General features: G+C 52.2%; 13 protein-coding genes. 5 read left to right on the plus strand and 8 right to left on the minus strand.

Annotation, left to right across the window (positions count from 1 at the left end; all coding sequences use genetic code 11):
- Window positions 1–3 precede the first annotated feature (3 nt).
- The 5 genes from MRBLPE1_RS27925 to MRBLPE1_RS27945 form a co-directional block, all read right to left on the minus strand.
- A complete protein-coding gene (locus MRBLPE1_RS27925) occupies window positions 4–1,122 on the minus strand; it encodes a hypothetical protein (RefSeq protein ID WP_364152121.1) in 1,119 nt (372 codons plus the stop codon).
- Window positions 1,123–1,141: 19 nt separating this feature from the next.
- Entirely contained in the window at window positions 1,142–2,017 is an 876-nt protein-coding gene (locus MRBLPE1_RS27930) for a carbohydrate ABC transporter permease (protein WP_364152124.1), read from the minus strand.
- Window positions 2,018–2,069: 52 nt separating this feature from the next.
- Window positions 2,070–3,020: an ABC transporter permease gene (locus MRBLPE1_RS27935; RefSeq protein ID WP_364152127.1), complete on the minus strand. Its 951-nt coding sequence runs from the start codon at window positions 3,018–3,020 to the stop codon at window positions 2,070–2,072.
- A 94-nt stretch (window positions 3,021–3,114) separates the two neighbouring features.
- Window positions 3,115–4,656: an extracellular solute-binding protein gene (locus MRBLPE1_RS27940; protein WP_364152130.1), complete on the minus strand. Its 1,542-nt coding sequence runs from the start codon at window positions 4,654–4,656 to the stop codon at window positions 3,115–3,117.
- Window positions 4,657–4,866: 210 nt separating this feature from the next.
- A complete protein-coding gene (locus MRBLPE1_RS27945; protein WP_364152132.1) occupies window positions 4,867–6,396 on the minus strand; it encodes an extracellular solute-binding protein in 1,530 nt (509 codons plus the stop codon).
- Between the two features lie 145 nt (window positions 6,397–6,541).
- Between MRBLPE1_RS27945 and MRBLPE1_RS27950 the strand changes: the two genes are divergently transcribed.
- The 3 genes from MRBLPE1_RS27950 to MRBLPE1_RS27960 all read left to right on the plus strand — a co-directional run bounded on the left by MRBLPE1_RS27950 (window position 6,542) and on the right by MRBLPE1_RS27960 (window position 9,946).
- On the plus strand, window positions 6,542–8,845 hold the full coding sequence (locus MRBLPE1_RS27950; RefSeq protein ID WP_364152135.1) for an AraC family transcriptional regulator: 2,304 nt from the start codon (window positions 6,542–6,544) through the stop codon (window positions 8,843–8,845).
- A 62-nt stretch (window positions 8,846–8,907) separates the two neighbouring features.
- Window positions 8,908–9,426, plus strand: coding sequence for a DinB family protein (locus MRBLPE1_RS27955; RefSeq protein ID WP_364152138.1), 519 nt, complete (start codon window positions 8,908–8,910; stop codon window positions 9,424–9,426).
- Window positions 9,427–9,526: 100 nt separating this feature from the next.
- Window positions 9,527–9,946, plus strand: a complete 420-nt coding sequence (locus MRBLPE1_RS27960; RefSeq protein ID WP_364152141.1) for a DUF1284 domain-containing protein — start codon at window positions 9,527–9,529, stop codon at window positions 9,944–9,946.
- A 71-nt stretch (window positions 9,947–10,017) separates the two neighbouring features.
- On the opposite strand, the gene serS is transcribed toward MRBLPE1_RS27960, so the two are convergent.
- Complete coding sequence (gene serS / locus MRBLPE1_RS27965; protein WP_364152144.1) at window positions 10,018–11,298, minus strand: serine--tRNA ligase; 1,281 nt, start codon at window positions 11,296–11,298, stop codon at window positions 10,018–10,020.
- A 668-nt stretch (window positions 11,299–11,966) separates the two neighbouring features.
- On the opposite strand from serS, the gene MRBLPE1_RS27970 reads away from it, so the two are divergent.
- Together MRBLPE1_RS27970 and MRBLPE1_RS27975 are read left to right on the plus strand one after the other, a co-directional pair.
- Window positions 11,967–12,518: an NADPH-dependent FMN reductase gene (locus MRBLPE1_RS27970; RefSeq protein ID WP_364152147.1), complete on the plus strand. Its 552-nt coding sequence runs from the start codon at window positions 11,967–11,969 to the stop codon at window positions 12,516–12,518.
- Window positions 12,519–12,903: 385 nt separating this feature from the next.
- On the plus strand, window positions 12,904–13,476 hold the full coding sequence (locus tag MRBLPE1_RS27975; protein WP_364152150.1) for a hypothetical protein: 573 nt from the start codon (window positions 12,904–12,906) through the stop codon (window positions 13,474–13,476).
- Between the two features lie 71 nt (window positions 13,477–13,547).
- Here the strand turns inward: MRBLPE1_RS27975 and MRBLPE1_RS27980 are convergent, their stop codons facing one another.
- Window positions 13,548–15,545, minus strand: a complete 1,998-nt coding sequence (locus MRBLPE1_RS27980; protein ID WP_364152153.1) for a translation factor GTPase family protein — start codon at window positions 15,543–15,545, stop codon at window positions 13,548–13,550.
- Between the two features lie 185 nt (window positions 15,546–15,730).
- The gene (locus MRBLPE1_RS27985) at window positions 15,731–16,264 is read right to left on the minus strand and encodes a YceI family protein (protein WP_364152156.1); all 534 of its coding nucleotides are present in this window, start codon (window positions 16,262–16,264) and stop codon (window positions 15,731–15,733) included.
- Between the last annotated feature and the right edge of the window lie 96 nt (window positions 16,265–16,360).

The following is a 16,360-nucleotide window of genomic DNA, read 5'->3' on the forward strand; positions in this document are numbered from 1 at the left end:
GCGTTATTTAAACGAATCATAAAATGAGCTAAGCTGCATCTCCTTCAAAGGGGGAAGCTCCGATCCCGCAAGCTTATGGCATAAGGAGCGGATAAGGAGCGCCTGCGTAGCCGCATTCATGTCGCCCTCCGCTTTTCCTTCGCTCAAATAAACCGGCTTCGGCCTATCGGGATAATCGGTCCCGTCCTTGATCTGAGCGATATTTGGCGCAGAAGGCGAGCGGGCCAGCTCTCGCGAGAAGCCGCCGTCCATGCGGAGCAGCTTGCTCAGGTTAAGGAGCGTCGTCCGCAGAATGAAGATCAGCTCATCCTCCGATATTGGCGGCTGAATATAAGACAATAAATGAATCGGATTGCGAATGTAGCACATGTCGCTCGCCTGCTCATGCCGCAGTCCCGTCAAAAGGCTAGCGTACATCCGGTCCCTCCGCGGCATCGGCCTCTGAAAAGCGCCGTAAAAGATATGCAGCTTAAACGTGCCCGATAAGCGGACATACATAGAGCCTTCTCCCCACAACCCGCTGCTTTGATCCTGTATCTCCTCAAAAAACCGAAATGCCGTATGCATATACGTTTCCCGAACTTGCGGTTCCAATGCCTTCAAATAAACATGCGAGCAAGCCAGCCGGTCACAGCCGCGCCAGCTGTTGCTAAGATCAACCCCGCGCAGCCACTGCGAATACGAATCCGCTGATCGCATATAACCCGGAGCGCTCTCCCTTTCTTTCGGCAGAGGGTAGGCAGGCCTGCTGCCCAGCTTGCGGATCGCGTTCGTGCTGTAGCTCAGCGCACGCGCCATCATAACCTCATCCTCGCGCATAGCGGGGTCATCGTCATAAAAGTATCCCCACATCTCATCCTGCCTGCTTCGGAAGAAATGCAGCATTTTCGCCTTTATCCGTTCCGGCATAGCCGTCAATAGCCCCAACCGTTCCAGCATATTAAGCGCTTGTGCCGTGGATTCGATATCCGGCCTGCGTCCCTGAAGCAGACGGGAGCTGCGTGCATAATAAAAACCCCCGCTCGCCGCATCATACTGGCCTTCGAGCCAGTTCACCAGCTCCGCGAACAAGCTCTCCATGTCCAGCAGCAGCTCCTGAACCTTTTGCTTTCCCATTAACATACGGACCCCGCCCCCAAGATTATCCTTTTATCGATCCAAGCATTGCGCCTTTGGCAAAATGCTTTTGCAGGAAGGGATACACGATCAGAATCGGCAGCGTAGCCACCACGATAACGGCCATCTTCACGGTTTGATCCGGCGGCGGTACCGCAGCATCCAGGTCGGAGCTGTAATCGAGGCCGCTTGCGAGCACCACGATTTGGCGGAGCAGCACTTGAATCGGCCATTTGGCGCTGTCATCCAGATACAGGATCGCGCTCAAATAAGTGTTCCAGTACGTCACCGCGTAGAACAACGATATCGTAGCGATGGCAGGCATCGATAAAGGCAATACAATGCGAAACAGAATGCCAAAATCGCTGCAGCCGTCAATTTTTGCCGACTCCTCCAGTCCTTCGGGGATATTTTGAAAAAAGTTTTTCAAAATAATTAAGTTGAACGCGCTTATCGCCGACGGAATCACGAGTGCCGCATAGGTATCGATCAGCCCCATCTCCCGCACGACGAGAAAGGTCGGTATAAGCCCCCCGCTAAACAGCATAGTGAACACGACTAGAAACATAATGGCCTTCCGTCCGTCCAGATCCCTCCGTGACAAGCCGTACGCCATTAAAGCCGTCGTGAACATGCTGAACACGGTGCCGAATAACGTAATGCCGGTCGAGACGGCCATGGCGCGAAAAATCGTATCGGTCGAGAAAATGAACTTATACGCGTCAAAGCTCCATATGGTCGGCACCAAAATAAATTTCTTCACCGCCATCTCGGCGCTGGTCGTGAACGAACCGGCAACGACATGCAGGAACGGCAGCACCGTAACGAGCGCGATAATGGCGAGAAGCGTAAAGTTCACAATGGAAAAAAGCCGGCCGCTGAGCGTTTTATCCTCTACCATGCGGAATCCTCCTAACGTTTGCGTAGCAATAGGTCCTCCCAATGCCCGTCATTTAATACACGCCCTCCTCGCCCATCTTCTTCGCCAGCCTATTCGCCGCCATGACCAGCACGAGTCCGATAAAGGATTTGAAGAAGCCGATCGCCGTGCTGTAGCTGAACTGTCCTTGCCTCAGCCCTGCCGTATACACATAAGTATCAATAATTTCAGCAACATCTCGGTTCATCGAATTCAGCAGCAGGTACACATGCTCGAAACCAAGCTCCAGCACATCGCCAATTTTCAATATGAGCAAAATAATGATGACGCTGCGGATCGCAGGAAGCGTGATATGCCATACCTGCCTCAAACGGCCGGCCCCGTCCATACGCGCCGCTTCATAAAGGCCGGGGTCTACGGAGGCGATTGCCGCCAAATATATGATCGTTCCCCAACCCGCTTCCCGCCAGATGACTTGGATGATATACGTCGGTCTAAACCACTCGGGACTGAGCAGGAAATTGATTTTTTCGAATCCAAAATACGCAAGCAGCTCGTTCACGATACCGCCGTCCGACGTCAGCATGACGAAGCTGATGGACACAATGATGACCCATGACATAAAGTGAGGCAAATAGACGAGCGTCTGAAACGTTCTTTTGAAAAAAGACGATCGAACCTCGTTCAGCATAAGCGCTAATACGATCGGAACAGGAAAAAAGAATAATAGGTTCATGCCGAACAACAGCAGCGTATTGGTCAAAATGTTTATAAAATCCGGCTCCGTAAACAATCGCTCGAAATGCTTGAATCCCACCCAGCCGCTTCCGCCTATGCCCTTAAACGGCTTATAATCCTGAAAGGCGATAGCGAGTCCAAACATCGGAACATACTTGAATACGATAAAAAAGAACACTCCCGGCAGCAGCATGACATAGAGCCATTTGTTTTTCCAAAGCCGTTTCTTAAGCTCGCTTGTTCTGGGCTGAGGGATCCTTGCCTGCTGAATAACCGTTTCTTGCATAGCGCTTCTTCCTTTCCACGGGAGGTTGGGAGACTGCCAGGCTGGCCGGGCAGTCTCCAATGGTCACGACCATACGGATGCGATGGCGCGGTTCTTATTTCTTGTAGGCTGCGTTGTATTCCTCGATAATTTGAGCGCCGCCGCGCTTCTTCCAATCCTCGACCGCCTTGTCAAAACCCGCTTTATCGATCGAACCATAAATGTATTTATACGTCGCATCCTTAATGATTTCTTGAAGCTCCGTGCCCTTCTCCGTATATGCGGCAGAGTCAAGCGGCGCCGTTGGATCGGCGATGGCGATTTGCGCATTCTCCACAATGAGCTGCTCTGCATGGATCCGTGCGGGCAGCTCGTGGAAGCCCTCGTACATGCCGTTCGTCTCCGGCTCGCCGATGACGCTGTCCTTGAAGCCTTTGACCTCGCGCTCCGTCAGCTCTTTGTCCTCGGATGCTTTCGCTTTGCCGTCCACTACCGTGTAATGCGTGCCTTCGATGCCCCAGTACATCATATTCGCCACTTCCGGCGTCATCAGCTTATCGAAGAAGGCCAAAATTTTCTTGAGCTCCGCTTCGTCTTTAATCGCGGATTTAGGAAACAAAGCAACATTGTTGTAACCGGGAATGGACCACGAAGCCGTTTTTCCGTCCGGGCCGGCAACCATGCTGTGCGTATCGACCACGGCCGTCGGCACGTTTTTGACCAAGTCCTTCACCAAGGAGTCCACATCCTGCATGGAACCGATATACACGCCCGCCTTGCCGCTTGTGAACATGTTGACTTGATCTGTTTTGCTGGTTGCCGCAAAGTCGACGTTCATCGCTTTGGCGTCACGCACTTTTTTGATAAAATCCATCGTTGCCGCATATTCCGGCGTCGTAAAGTCAGGCACGAGCTGGCCGTCTCTCTCGCCCCAGTTATTCGGCGTTCCGAACCAAGCCGCGACGGTTTTAAAAGCGCCGTAAATAAGATCGTTGCGGTCGGCTAAGCCAATCGTGTCCGGTTTGCCGTTACCGTCCGGGTCGCCGTTCGTGAATTTCTCCATCATCGCAAACAGCTCATCTACGTTAGCCGGCGCGGCAATGCCCAGCTTATCCGCCCAGTCCTTGCGGTAAATCATCCCTTGGCGGGCAAGCGGCCTGCCGATATACACCGAATAAAGCTTGCCGTCCACCTTCGTATTATTTAAAATTTCTTCCTTCAGCTTGCTTAGATTCGGAAACTCGCTGAGAAAAGGACCAATCTCCCAAAACTGGCCTTCGCGAATCGCTTCTTTCATTTGGACGAAGGTCGCCTGGTTTTTCAAATACGTCACCTGCGGCAGCGATCCCGTCGCAAAAGAAGCGTTCAGCTTCTCCTCATACGTATCGGCCGGGAAAAATTGATACGTCAGCTTCGTGTTGGTCAGCTTCTCCAGCTCGTTCTTAATCGTATCCGGCGGTGTCTCTGCAATGTTGAGCGGAAGCATGATCGTAATTTCGGTTGGCTTATCCGTTTCTTCTGTCTTAGCCCCGCTGTCGTCGCTTGGTGCCGGCGATGCATTTTGGCTGCCGCCATTGTTGCCGCCCGAGCAGGCTGCAAGCAATAAGCTAAACGTCAAAACCACGCCCATCAGAATCGAAAACGATTTTTTCTTCATACCGCGTTGACCTCCATATATCGTTTTGGTTGCTTCCCCTTCAAGCTACCATGCGTATTTGGAGTGCCGAAACAATCATTTGCATCGATGGCCGCCGGTTTAATGCGTACCTGAGCAAATGATTACTGCCTTGGCAAATGACACTCGCCATAACAAAACAAAAAAAGAGCGAGGTATAAGCCTAAGCTTTCCCCCTGCTCTCTTTATCTTTCATCCATTGGGCTGCTTCCCGAGATAAGCCGCCGTGTACTCGCTCATCATCAGGCTGCCGCCGCTGCGCTTCCAACGGTCAACTTCCTGATAGAAGCCCTCGGCGCTAATTTGCCCAAGTATATATTTATAGGTCGCATCTGAAATGATTTTGTACAGCTCCATGCTTTTCTCGTCGTACGTCTTCGATTCAAGCCCGATCGTGGGATCTTTCACGATAAATTTATCGTTATCGGCGCTTAGCCGCTCCGCCAGCTCCCACATCGTCTCCTGCTCCGCTACTTTGAGCAGGTTCGGATTGCTCAGATCGGCAATCATAAGCGAATAGAGGGCATTCACTTCGGTGACGCGAAGCTGCGACGTCTCCTCCGGCAGCTGAATCTGATCGCCTTCCATGCGATAATGCTTGCCCTCTATTCCGTAGCGCATCAGATTTGCCGTATCCTTATCCATCGTGCGATCGAAGAAAGCAAGCTGCGCCAGCAGCTCCTCTTCCGTCCGAATCGCTTTTTTCGAAAATAAATACAGCCCGTTATAGTTCGGAATTGACCATACGCGGTAGCCTTCCGGTCCCTGGATCCGGTTAACTAGCGTGAATCGCGCCTTGGGATTTATTCGCTTCGCTTCATCGGACAGCCGCTGCACGTCAGTCATGCTGCCTATATAAACGCCGGCAGCGCCCCTGATGATTTTGTCGCGCTGCATGTCCTTGCTGGTCACGGCAAAGTCCGCGTTCATCAGCTGCTCGTCGTACAGCCGCTTCATAAAGTTCATCGTGTCCATGTACGGGGCCGTTTCAAATTCCGGAATGACCTTATTATCGACAACGCCCCAGTTGTTAGGCGCCCCGAAATAGGAGCTCAGCGTCTTAAAAGCGCCAAACACCAAATCGTTGCGGTCCGCCAGCCCTACAGTATCGTTTTGCCCATTGCGGTCCGGGTCCTTCAGCGTAAACTGCTTAATCGCCTCATACAGCTCTTCGATCGTACCCGGCGTGCCGAGCTGGAGCTCATCCAGCCAATCCTCCCTAATAATAATGCCTTGGCGCGATGACGGGCGCTCCGTGTAAAGCCCGTAAATACGGCCGTCGATAGCGGCTTGTCCCAGAATGTCGGAACTTAGATGCCTCAGGTTCGGGAACTGCTCGAGGTAAGGCCCAATCTCCCAGAACGAGCCGGAACGAATCGCGTTTTTGACAAAAATATAATCGGTGTGCTTCACAAAGGTTGCCTTCTTCAGCGAGTTGGTGGAGAGCGCCGTGTTCATTTTATCCGTATAGATGCCGTCAGGAACCCAGTTTATATCCAGCTTTACGTTAGTCAACTCCTCGAGCCGGGCCAGCATTTCCGCGCTTGGCGGGTGAGGAAAATGCAGCGGCGCCATAATCGAGATCGTTGTCACGGCACGGTCGTTTTTGTCCTTATCGGGCGTAGATGATGCCGCGCATGAAGCGCTCAGCAAGAGGATAAGAAGCGCTGCAATAAAACGGCAGCTCATGGACAGCTTTGCGCTTAGCGAACGGTTGCTCATAGGCAGCCCCCTTGTCTAATCTGCCTTTTCTCCCCATAATCTAAGGAAATGATTATCTGCAAGCCAGATGATTATTGCTCTAAATGTATGCGTTTACTAAAATAAAGCTAAAGCTTTCTTATTCCTCGACAAGGTGTTGGTAGCTGTGCGGTCCTTAACTTTTTTAGGCAAGATGACGATCTTTGGCTTTCTGCTCAGCACGCTTCCTGTTATTTTTATCGGTGCTTTCTCTTACGTGACCTCATCCAACGAAATACAGAAAAATGTAAATGCAGGAAAAATGCAGCTGATTATGCAAATTAAATCAAATGTAGAGCAGAAATTGACGACTGTCAACCATACGCTGAATCAGGTCATTAACTCGACGGTGCTGAAAAAAGCGATGAACCAGCCGCTTACCGTAAACGAATTCGTGATGTACGACGATTTGCGCAATGAAATCCGGCATATGCAGTCGTTCGATACGAAGCTGGAGGATGTCGTGCTGATCAACGAGCGACATAACTGGATGATTAAAAATTCCGGACTCTACTCCTTCCGGCAATACGCTTATTATGAGGAGCTGTCCGGCTTGATGCAAGTGCCCGAAGGCACCTCCTGGTTGCTGAATCCGTCCAGCTGGTTTTATAGCGAGGAATCCGCGGGAAGCGCGGCTTGCAGCTACAGCATCAGCCTCGTGAAGAGGCTTCCCACGAACGGCCTTGAGAAATACGGCCTGGCGCTCGCCAACATTCCGACCTGCAGCCTGCAGGAGCTGCTGGAGAGCGATGACGACCCGTTATCCTCGATCATGATTTTGGATGACCAATACCGTATCCTTCTTCATCCCGACCCTTCGCTCGTCGGCAAGTCCGTCACGGTAAGCGGGCTGCACGCAGGCCAGTTCACCGAGCCCTCCGGGCAATATACGGAAACCGTCGACCAGAACGATTATTCGGTAACCTATTACCGCTCCGAGCTCAATGGCTGGATCTATTTATCTGCAACCTCCATTGCAAGCATGACGAAGGAGTCCACGAAAATCGGCACGTATACGCTTTATGTATGTGTATTCATGCTTCTGCTCTCGATGCTGCTGGCTTGGCTTGGCTCGCGCCGCATGTATTCGCCGATTCAGCTGCTGCTGAATCAAATCGGCGAGCGGCTGACGGACATTCAGAAGCGGAAAACAAACGAGTTTCAAGTGATTGGCGAGCGTGTTACGCATCTGTTTCAATCCAAGACCGAGCTTGAGAAGGAGCTGCAGCAGCATATTCATCAGGTACGCACCTTTTTCTTCATGAAAGCCTTCCAAGGCCAGGTCAGGCAGAGTGAAATGACCGAGAAGCTGACCCAGTTCGGCTATGGCACGCAGTTGGCCGAATGGAAAACGATGGCCGCGATCACGCTGCAAATCGACTTTCTCGAGAACAGCCGATACTCCAAAAACGACCTCGAGCTGCTCCTGTTCGCGGTGCATAACATGATCGAGGAGCTCATTCCGTACGAGCAGCGCTTGGCCCCGATCATCATGGATCAAACCATTGTGACGATCATCGGCAGCACAGCGTACGATTTAGACGAATTTAGCAGCGCCCAATATGCGCTTACCGAGCATCTGCAGCAGCAGATTGCAAGCTGCCTTAACGTGCAGGTCAGCATTGGCATGAGCCTGCCTTTTTGCTCATTCTCCGCGCTGGCAATGGCATACAGGGAAGGCCTTGAAGCGCTTAAGCATCGCATGAAATTAGGCGAAGGAATCATCATTCAATATGAGAATGTGAACGAAGGAAAGCATTATTTGAATCTCAACTATCCGGCGCCTATCGAGAATGAGCTGATGGATGCGGTGAAGCTGGCGCAGAAGGATAAATCCAAGGAGCTGCTTCGCGCCTTTTTGCAAGCGGTGTTCGCCGTCGAGCTTTCCCCTCAGGAATATCAAATCCCGCTTGCCCGTCTGCTTAATAATTTGCTGATTGTGATGCAGGAATCAGGAATAAGCATGAGCCAGATCCATCCGATGAAAGGGCCGCTGCTCAAAGAGCTGCTCGAGCTGCATACTTCAACGGAAATCGACGATTGGTTCTGGACGAAGGTCGTCTATCCGATGATCAAAATATTCAAGGACCGGCAGGAGGAGCAGTATCACAATATATCGGAGAAAATTATCGATCTCGTGCAGCATCGGTATGATACGGATCTTACGCTGGAGGAATGCGCCACGCGACTGCATTACAATGCCAACTATTTGAGCAGCGTATTCCGCAAGGAAACGGGCCATTCTTTTAGCGAGTACTTGTCCATGTACCGTTTTAAAATGGCGAAGAAATGGCTTGCGGACGGCGATATGCCCATCAAGGACATCGCCGCGCTGCTTCGTTACAACAATCCGCAAAACTTTATCCGCTCCTTCCGCAAGCAGGAGGGCATTACGCCCGGGCAATATCGCGATAAAAGGCGAAACGCCTAAAATAGCAAATCCGTTTGGGAGATTCTATGCTATACTCTTCCAAATGAATGGAGGCTGGACGTATGGCAAATCGACCGTCAATAGAAGAATACTTTCCTTATCATGAGCAATACATTGGTTTGGTAGGCGAGGGCGATGTAACGGCATTACTCGCGGAGCAGCTTGCGAGCACGACGGAGCTGCTCTCCGATATTCCGGAGGCGCAGGCCGATTACCGGTATGCGGAAGGAAAATGGACGCTGAAGGAAGTAATCGGCCATATCTCCGACAATGAGCGCGTCATGGCTTATCGCCTGCTGCGGGCCGCCCGCGGCGACAGGACGCCGCTCGCGGGTTACGACCAGGACGAATTTATGAGAGGCGCTTCGTTCCAGAGCTGGAGCTTGGCCCAAATCATTGAGGATTACATTTCCGTTCGTAAATCCACGCTTGCTTTATTGCGCGGGCTGACAGACGAAGCTTGGCTTCGCATCGGCGTATCGAACGGCGGCGACGTCTCCGTGAGGGCTATCGCCTATATCATTGCCGGACATGAGCTGCATCACCTGAAAATCATTCACGAAAAATATTTAGCCAAATAGCTTTTACGGTTCCTGCCCGACAATCCATTGTATATGTAAACCAAGTATTGTGTTAAAATGGTTAACATATTTCTGATAGGATAAGGAGCGCGGTACGTTGATGGCGATTCGATTGCGAGGGCATCATCTGCTTTGTCTGCTTGGCTACCGGGGCATGGGGTATTCGGTTGATTTTTGCGTCAATATGACCGCGATCTATGAGATGCTTCGCAAGGAACCTCAAACGGAAGTGGAAATCATAACCGGACCTGACGATGTTTGCAGAGCCTACCCGCCGGACAAAGCCAACCACTGCGAGGGCACCGTTTATGGCTTGGATGAAGCGGTATTAAAGAAGCTTGGGCTTCTTGCAGGCACTAAGGAAAGCTGGAGCTCCCTATGCAGCCGGGTGGCAGCGTCCATGGTGCCGGAAGATATTAGCCGGCTGTGCACGACCTGCCCGTGGGAGAAATACGGCGTATGCGCCGAAGGCGTCGGGCTAGTCGCCCTCGGCAAACCTCTGCCAAAGGTTGGAGCGTAATAGGTATTCGAGAAAAAATGCGGTAAGGACGGTATGTTATTGCACCGTTCCTTACCGCATTTTTTTATCATTCAGTTAACAACGAGCCGCTTCCAGCCGTTCATGTAGGGTTGGAGAGCTGCCGGTATGCGTATCGAACCATCCTCCTCCTGATGGTTCTCGAGGAGCGGAATCAATATGCGCGGGCTGGCTACCGCCGTGTTGTTGAGCGTATGGCAGAACTTTAATGTGCCGTCCTCGGCACGGTACCTTATATTCGAGCGGCGCGCTTGAAAATCATGCAAGTTCGACGACGAATGCGTCTCCCCGTAGGCTTGGCGGCTCGGCATCCACGTTTCGATATCGTATTGCTTATACGTTTTTTGCGACATGTCGCCGGTACATACCGCCATAACCCGGTAGGGCAGCTCCAGGCCCTGCAGCAGCTCCTCGGCATTCGCCGTTATCTCCTGCAGCATCGCCTCCGACAGCTCGGGCTCTGCTTTGCATAGGATCACCTGCTCTACCTTCGCAAACTGGTGAACGCGGTATAAGCCATGGACATCCCTGCCTGCCGAACCGACCTCGCTGCGAAAGCAGGTCGAAGCTGCGGCAAGCTTGATTGGCTTCTCTGCCTCTACGATTTCATTGGCATAATAAGTGACCATCGGCACCTCCGAGGTTCCGACCAGCCATTTCTCGTCGTTCACGATCCGGTAGGTCTGATCCTCGCCCAGCGGGAAAAAACCGGTATTGCACATCGCATCCGTGCGAACCATTAACGGAACATCCAGCAGCGTGAAGCCCTTTTGCAATAACAAATCAACCGCCAGCTGCTGGACCGCGCGATGGAGCAGAACGCCCGCTCCCTTGAGGTAATAATTGCGGCTGCCCGCAGTTTTGACGCCGCGCTGGACATCGACTAAACCGTGAAGCTCGCCAAGCGCCATATGATCCTTGGCCCCGAAGCCGAAGCTTGGCGCTTCGCCAAACCGCTTTATCTCCACATTATCCGCGTCCGAGTGTCCGACCGGCGTGTCTGGCGAGACGATATTAGGAACCAGCGCGAGCAGCTCTGCCAATTGATGCTCGACATTCGCAAGCTCCGTCTCCGCTGCGACCAGCTTCTCATTCGTATCCTTTGCCTCCTGCCTTGCTTGCGCCGCCTCCTGCTCCGCTCCCTGCTTCATCAGCATGCCAATATGCTGCGAAAGCTTATTGCGTGTTTCCCGCAAAGCCTCCGTCTCCTGAAGAAGCAAACGCTTCTTCTCATCCCGCGACAGCAGTTCGGCAACCGAGAGCCGAATTCCCTTCTGATCAGCCACCGTCTGAACCTGCCCGCCATTTTGCCTAATCCATTTCATGTCTAACATGACACCGCGCTCCTTTTTTATGAAAATACAAAAAACGCCCTCATCCCTATGGGACGAGGAGCGTTTTGTACTCGCGGTGCCACCCAAATTGACCGAACAGCCGCTGCTGTCCAATCCTCTTTGCTCCGCGATAACGGGCGGGCCCGGTAAACTTAGGGGGAATGCTCAGCCCTCCCCTTGACGAGAACGCCTCCGAGTTGGATTCTCTTCACTGGCGTGATCCGATTATTAATTTAGAGTACTATAGCACAGGATCGGGAAAGAAAACAAGGGATAGTGCAGAATCATAGGATTCCCTGTTTATGGTATACATATGCTTTACGGGAAGGGTTTGCTCTGCCCGCTCTCGAATAATACACGTACCATAAAGACTGGACGAGAGGAATGGATGACGTGACGCATGATTCGCATGTGCAGAAGCTAACCACACTCAAAACGATAGCAGAAACGTTAAATCAGTCGAATGATCTTTGACGGCCAGGGAGCATGAAGTATTAAAGCATGCGGTGAAACAAGGACTTATTTCATGCATAAGACTATAGTCGTAGAACATCAGCCAATGGTTCAATGCTCTTTTGGGTTGAAAATACGTCCTATTGCGGACGTTATTTTGCATTTGGAGTGTTACGATAGAGTCAATAAAAGGGAATGACGAAAGGGAGAGTATCATGAAAATCGTAATCATAACAGGAAGCAACCGAAAATCCGCAACCAGCACGCGTCTCGCGGTCAATATGGGGCAGCTGATTTCAAAAAAAGGCCATCAGGTCCAACTGTTTGATTTATTTGAAACGCCGCTTCCTTTTTATTCACCTGAAGGAATAGGCTTTGACCATGCAACCGTCCAATCGCTTCAGCAAGCCATGCTGCAAGCTGACGGCGTCGTACTGGCAACGCCTGAGTACCACGGCAGCCTTTCCGGCGTGCTCAAAAATGCGCTGGACTTCCTCGGGCAGGAGCATTTTCGCGGAAAGGCCGTGCTGTCCATGAGCTCCTCCGGAGGCGCCGTCGGCACCAGTTCGCTGCTGCAGCTGCAGTCCATCGTGCGCAATCTCCACGGAATCAACTCGCCGGATTGGGTCTCCATCGGCGGTGCGCAGCGAAACGAGCTCGCTGACGGATTTGCCGATTACGAAGGCAGCGGCCAAGGGATAAACGACCGGATCCATCGCGCTGCCCTTTCCTTCCTCGAGCTTGCCGCGCAGGTAAGAGGAAACTAAAGGCTGCGATTTGAGGCAGAAAGCACACGTAAAACAACAACAAGGGCTGTACCCTCGTTTTAAGTACAATTGTCTACTTAAAACGGGGGTATGCCTTTTTTGTTGTCCTCCAATGCTCAGCATTTTATGACGATTTTTGCCTGTCGCAATATCCCGATGTTCTGAAGATATCCTTCTGGTATCACAATTCTTCCATGTCTTCCTGCACTAATCGAGCGTACCCGCAGAGTTTTTTGCAACAAAGTAATACTTTGTGTTACTTAACACTCCTCTGTTGATGAGACATTTTTACGATTTTTGGTTGAAAATACTACGGCTGGTTTACAATACAGTGTAAAGATAAATGACAGACGGAATAAGTCTGCCATGCTTTAAGGAGGCCATTATGCTGCATACGATGACGACGTTACCGCATGCCAAACGCAAAAAGAAAGGGTTCGCGGCTTTTGCCGTTTTCGGCATAGCTATGACATTGCTCGCCGGCTGCGGACAGACGGGTACGAGTGAACTCAAACCCGGCACCGATCTGGACAGCGCCACAATCGTGCCTACGAATGAGGCTGAACCGGCAAATGCCAGCAATGTGGAGGATAACCCCTTCGCGGCAGCAGGCATTGACGATCCCGCGGCTTTTATCAAAATGTTCGAGATTGCAAAAGCGGCTGTGGCCGCAAATGAGAAGGATGCCGTAGCAGAGCTTATCCTGCTGCCGCTGCAAGTAAACGGAGAAATACCCTATGCGGTCAAATCAAAGGAAGAATTCATAGAAAAATACGATCAGATCATAACCCCGTCCGTAAAAGAGGCATTGGAGGCCCAGAAGGTCGATGACCTTTTTGTCCGGGACCAAGGCGTAATGGTCGGCGATGGCGAGCTTTGGTTCGGCGCATCCGCGGAGGAGCCTCAGGCTTACGGCATCATTGCCGTTAATCCGGTGCCGATTAATGCGGGTCGATAACGGAGCTGCTTAAGGGGAAAATTAACCGCGGCAAGCACATAACGTGCTTGCCGCGGTTATTCGCATGCCAGTTAAGAGCCGGCCAGCGCATTTCGAAAGGCCAAAATATATTTGGCTTGATCCAGCGGATTTACGCCCCTGCGCACCCGCTCTGCCTTCACATCCGGCGGACATTCGCGGTAGCCCGCGAAAAAGGTCGCCAACGCGCCTCTCCCCTTCGTAAGGGAACCGAACCTGGCAGGGAAATCAAGCGATGTCGCTACCGGCAGCGTTCCTTCGATTTCCATTCGCTCCTGCCTGACGACCGGCGTGTCAAACTCGCCCCGCATCAGGATCAATTCATTCATAAGCTTGCCGCCCGTCTCCTCCGGAATAGAGAGGCGGAACGAGAGCAGCGGCTCCAGCAGCTTCACGCCGGTATGCGATAAGCCATCCATAATGCCCATTGGCGTCGCTAGCGCAAAATCAAGCGGATGCGTATGCCATACATGATGCTCCCCCTCGATGAGCGTCACCTTCAGGTCTGTTACTTCCCAGCCAAAAAGCCCCTGCTGCAGCGCTTCAGGCACACTGCGGGCTACCTCATGCTGATAACGCTCGAGCAGCCGCTCCGAACGAACGGTCGAGCTGTAGGTTAGCCCGCTTCCGCGTTCGCCGGGCTCGATACGAAACCGCAGAATGGCCCAGCATGGCTTCGGCATCGTATAGGCAATAAAGCCCTCGCCCATTTGGGCAGGCGTCTCTTTGTAAATGACGGAGGGCTGACCGAAATCAACCTTTAAACCGTACCGGTTGTTCAGCACATGCGTCAGAACCTCGATCTGAATCGGACCCATAACCTTGAGATGCAGCTCCCGCTGCTCCTGCAGCCATTGCAAATCGAGCAGCGGATCTTCATCCGCCAGCTCCTGGAGCGCCGCAACGACTGCCGGATATTCCGCCTCATTGCTCCACTTCACTTGAACGGTAAGCAGCGGCACCGCCAGCCGCGTCTCACCGGGCACATGATCCGCGCAGCCGATAATATCGCCGATGCGCGCGTGGTTCCAGCCGCAAACGGCGGCAATGTCTCCGGCTTCCAGCAGCCCGACATCCTCGGCCTTCTGCCCGTCGATTTTGCGGATCTGCGTTATTTTCTCCTCCAGCTGCTGCGTTTCATTGCGTACGGAATCACGATTGCGCAAGACTCCGCTATATAAGCGCACATAGGCGACTCGCCCCATTGCCGCATCGCGCTCCATTCGGAAGACAACGCCTGATACCGGCCCGTTCAAGGCGGCTAGCGGCGGGGGAAGGAGCGTTACCATCGCTTGAATGAGCGGTTCGATTCCCATTCCTTTGCTGGACGCGCCAAAAAGGACAGGAAACAATTCTCCGTTTTGCGTCAGCGCAGGCAGCTTTTGGACCAGCTCCTCCCTAGGCAGCGTGCCGTTGTCCAAGTATTGAAGAAGCAGCGACTCCTCCCGCTCAGCCACCGTTTCCTCCAGCAGCTGCAAATAACCCTTTGCATCCTCCGAGTCGCCAGGAGTTAGACCGAGCACGCTCACTGCGCCGCCAAAGCCGTCCTCTGCGCCGATAGGCGCTTGAACAGGCGCTGCCTGAGGCGACAGCAAACGCCTGATTTGCTTAAGCGTTCCCTGCGGATCCGCGCCAATGCGGTCCATCTTGTTCACGTATATGAGAGTTGGAATGTTCCTTTCCCGCAGGGCATGCCAAATAACCTCCGTTTGAGCTTGTACGCCTTCGACCGCCGAGAGGATCAGCACCGCCCCGTCCATGACGCGCAGCGACCGCTCCACCTCGGACAGAAAATCGACATGTCCGGGCGTGTCCACCAGGTTAACCGTCACGCCCTGCCAAGAAAAACGGGTAGCCGCAGCACGCACCGAGATCCCCCTGGAGCGCTCTACCTCCAGAAAATCCGTCTGCGCCGTGCCTGCATCAACGCTGCCAAGCGACCGGATACGGCCGCTGCGGTATAAAATCTGCTCCGTTGTTGTCGTTTTCCCCGCATCGACATGAGCGAATATTCCAATGTTCCGTATAGGTTTCGAAGCCATCGTCTCCATTTTGCAAGTCTCCCTTTACTCCTGATCCTTTCCTTATCCTAACGCTGAAAGCGCCTTCCAGCAAGGGTAATCGGATGCCGCCTATCTCAACTGCGAATACTCAAAGGGAGCCCAACAAAAAAACGGCCTATCCCAGCCATTGCCCGGATAAGCCGTTTCGCGGTGAAAAATAATCCTTTTTATAATTAGCCTTGTTGAGTCGCTTCAATATCAATCGAGACTTTCACTTCATCGCCGATGAGAACGCCGCCCGTTTCCAGCACTGCGTTATAAGTTAAGCCGTAATCGCTGCGTTTTAGGCTGCCCGTTGCGCTGAATCCCACTTTTTCATTGCCCCATGGATCTTTGCCCGCGCCCTCGAAGCTGACGGCAAATTTCTCGGAACGCGTGACGCCGTGCAGGCTCACGTCGCCGACAACGTAATACTCGCCGTCATCTGTTTTCGTAATTGCCGTCGATGTGAAGACGAGGGACGGATGCTTCTCGATATCAAAGAAATCAGGGGTGCGAAGATGCGCGTCACGGTCTTTGTTGCGTGTATCTACGCTGTTAAGGTCGATGGTAAGCTGAATGTCCGCGGAAGTCAGATCATGCGCGTCTGCCACGATATTTGCTTCAAAAGCGTGAAAAGAGCCTTTTACCTTTGCGATCATCATATGCTTTACCGAGAAATCAATGCTGCTGTGACTCGCGTCAACGATCCATTGCGATTTTGCCATGTTAAAATTCCTCCTATGAGTGCAGTGCATAACTTAAATTTACTTACTTTTTACAATGTACTAACTTTTATTATGTATAATTTCATTTTAGTGATT

Source organism: Paenibacillus sp. LPE1-1-1.1, assembly GCF_040676435.1.
In the GTDB taxonomy this organism is placed as follows: Bacteria; Bacillota; Bacilli; order Paenibacillales; family Paenibacillaceae; genus Pristimantibacillus.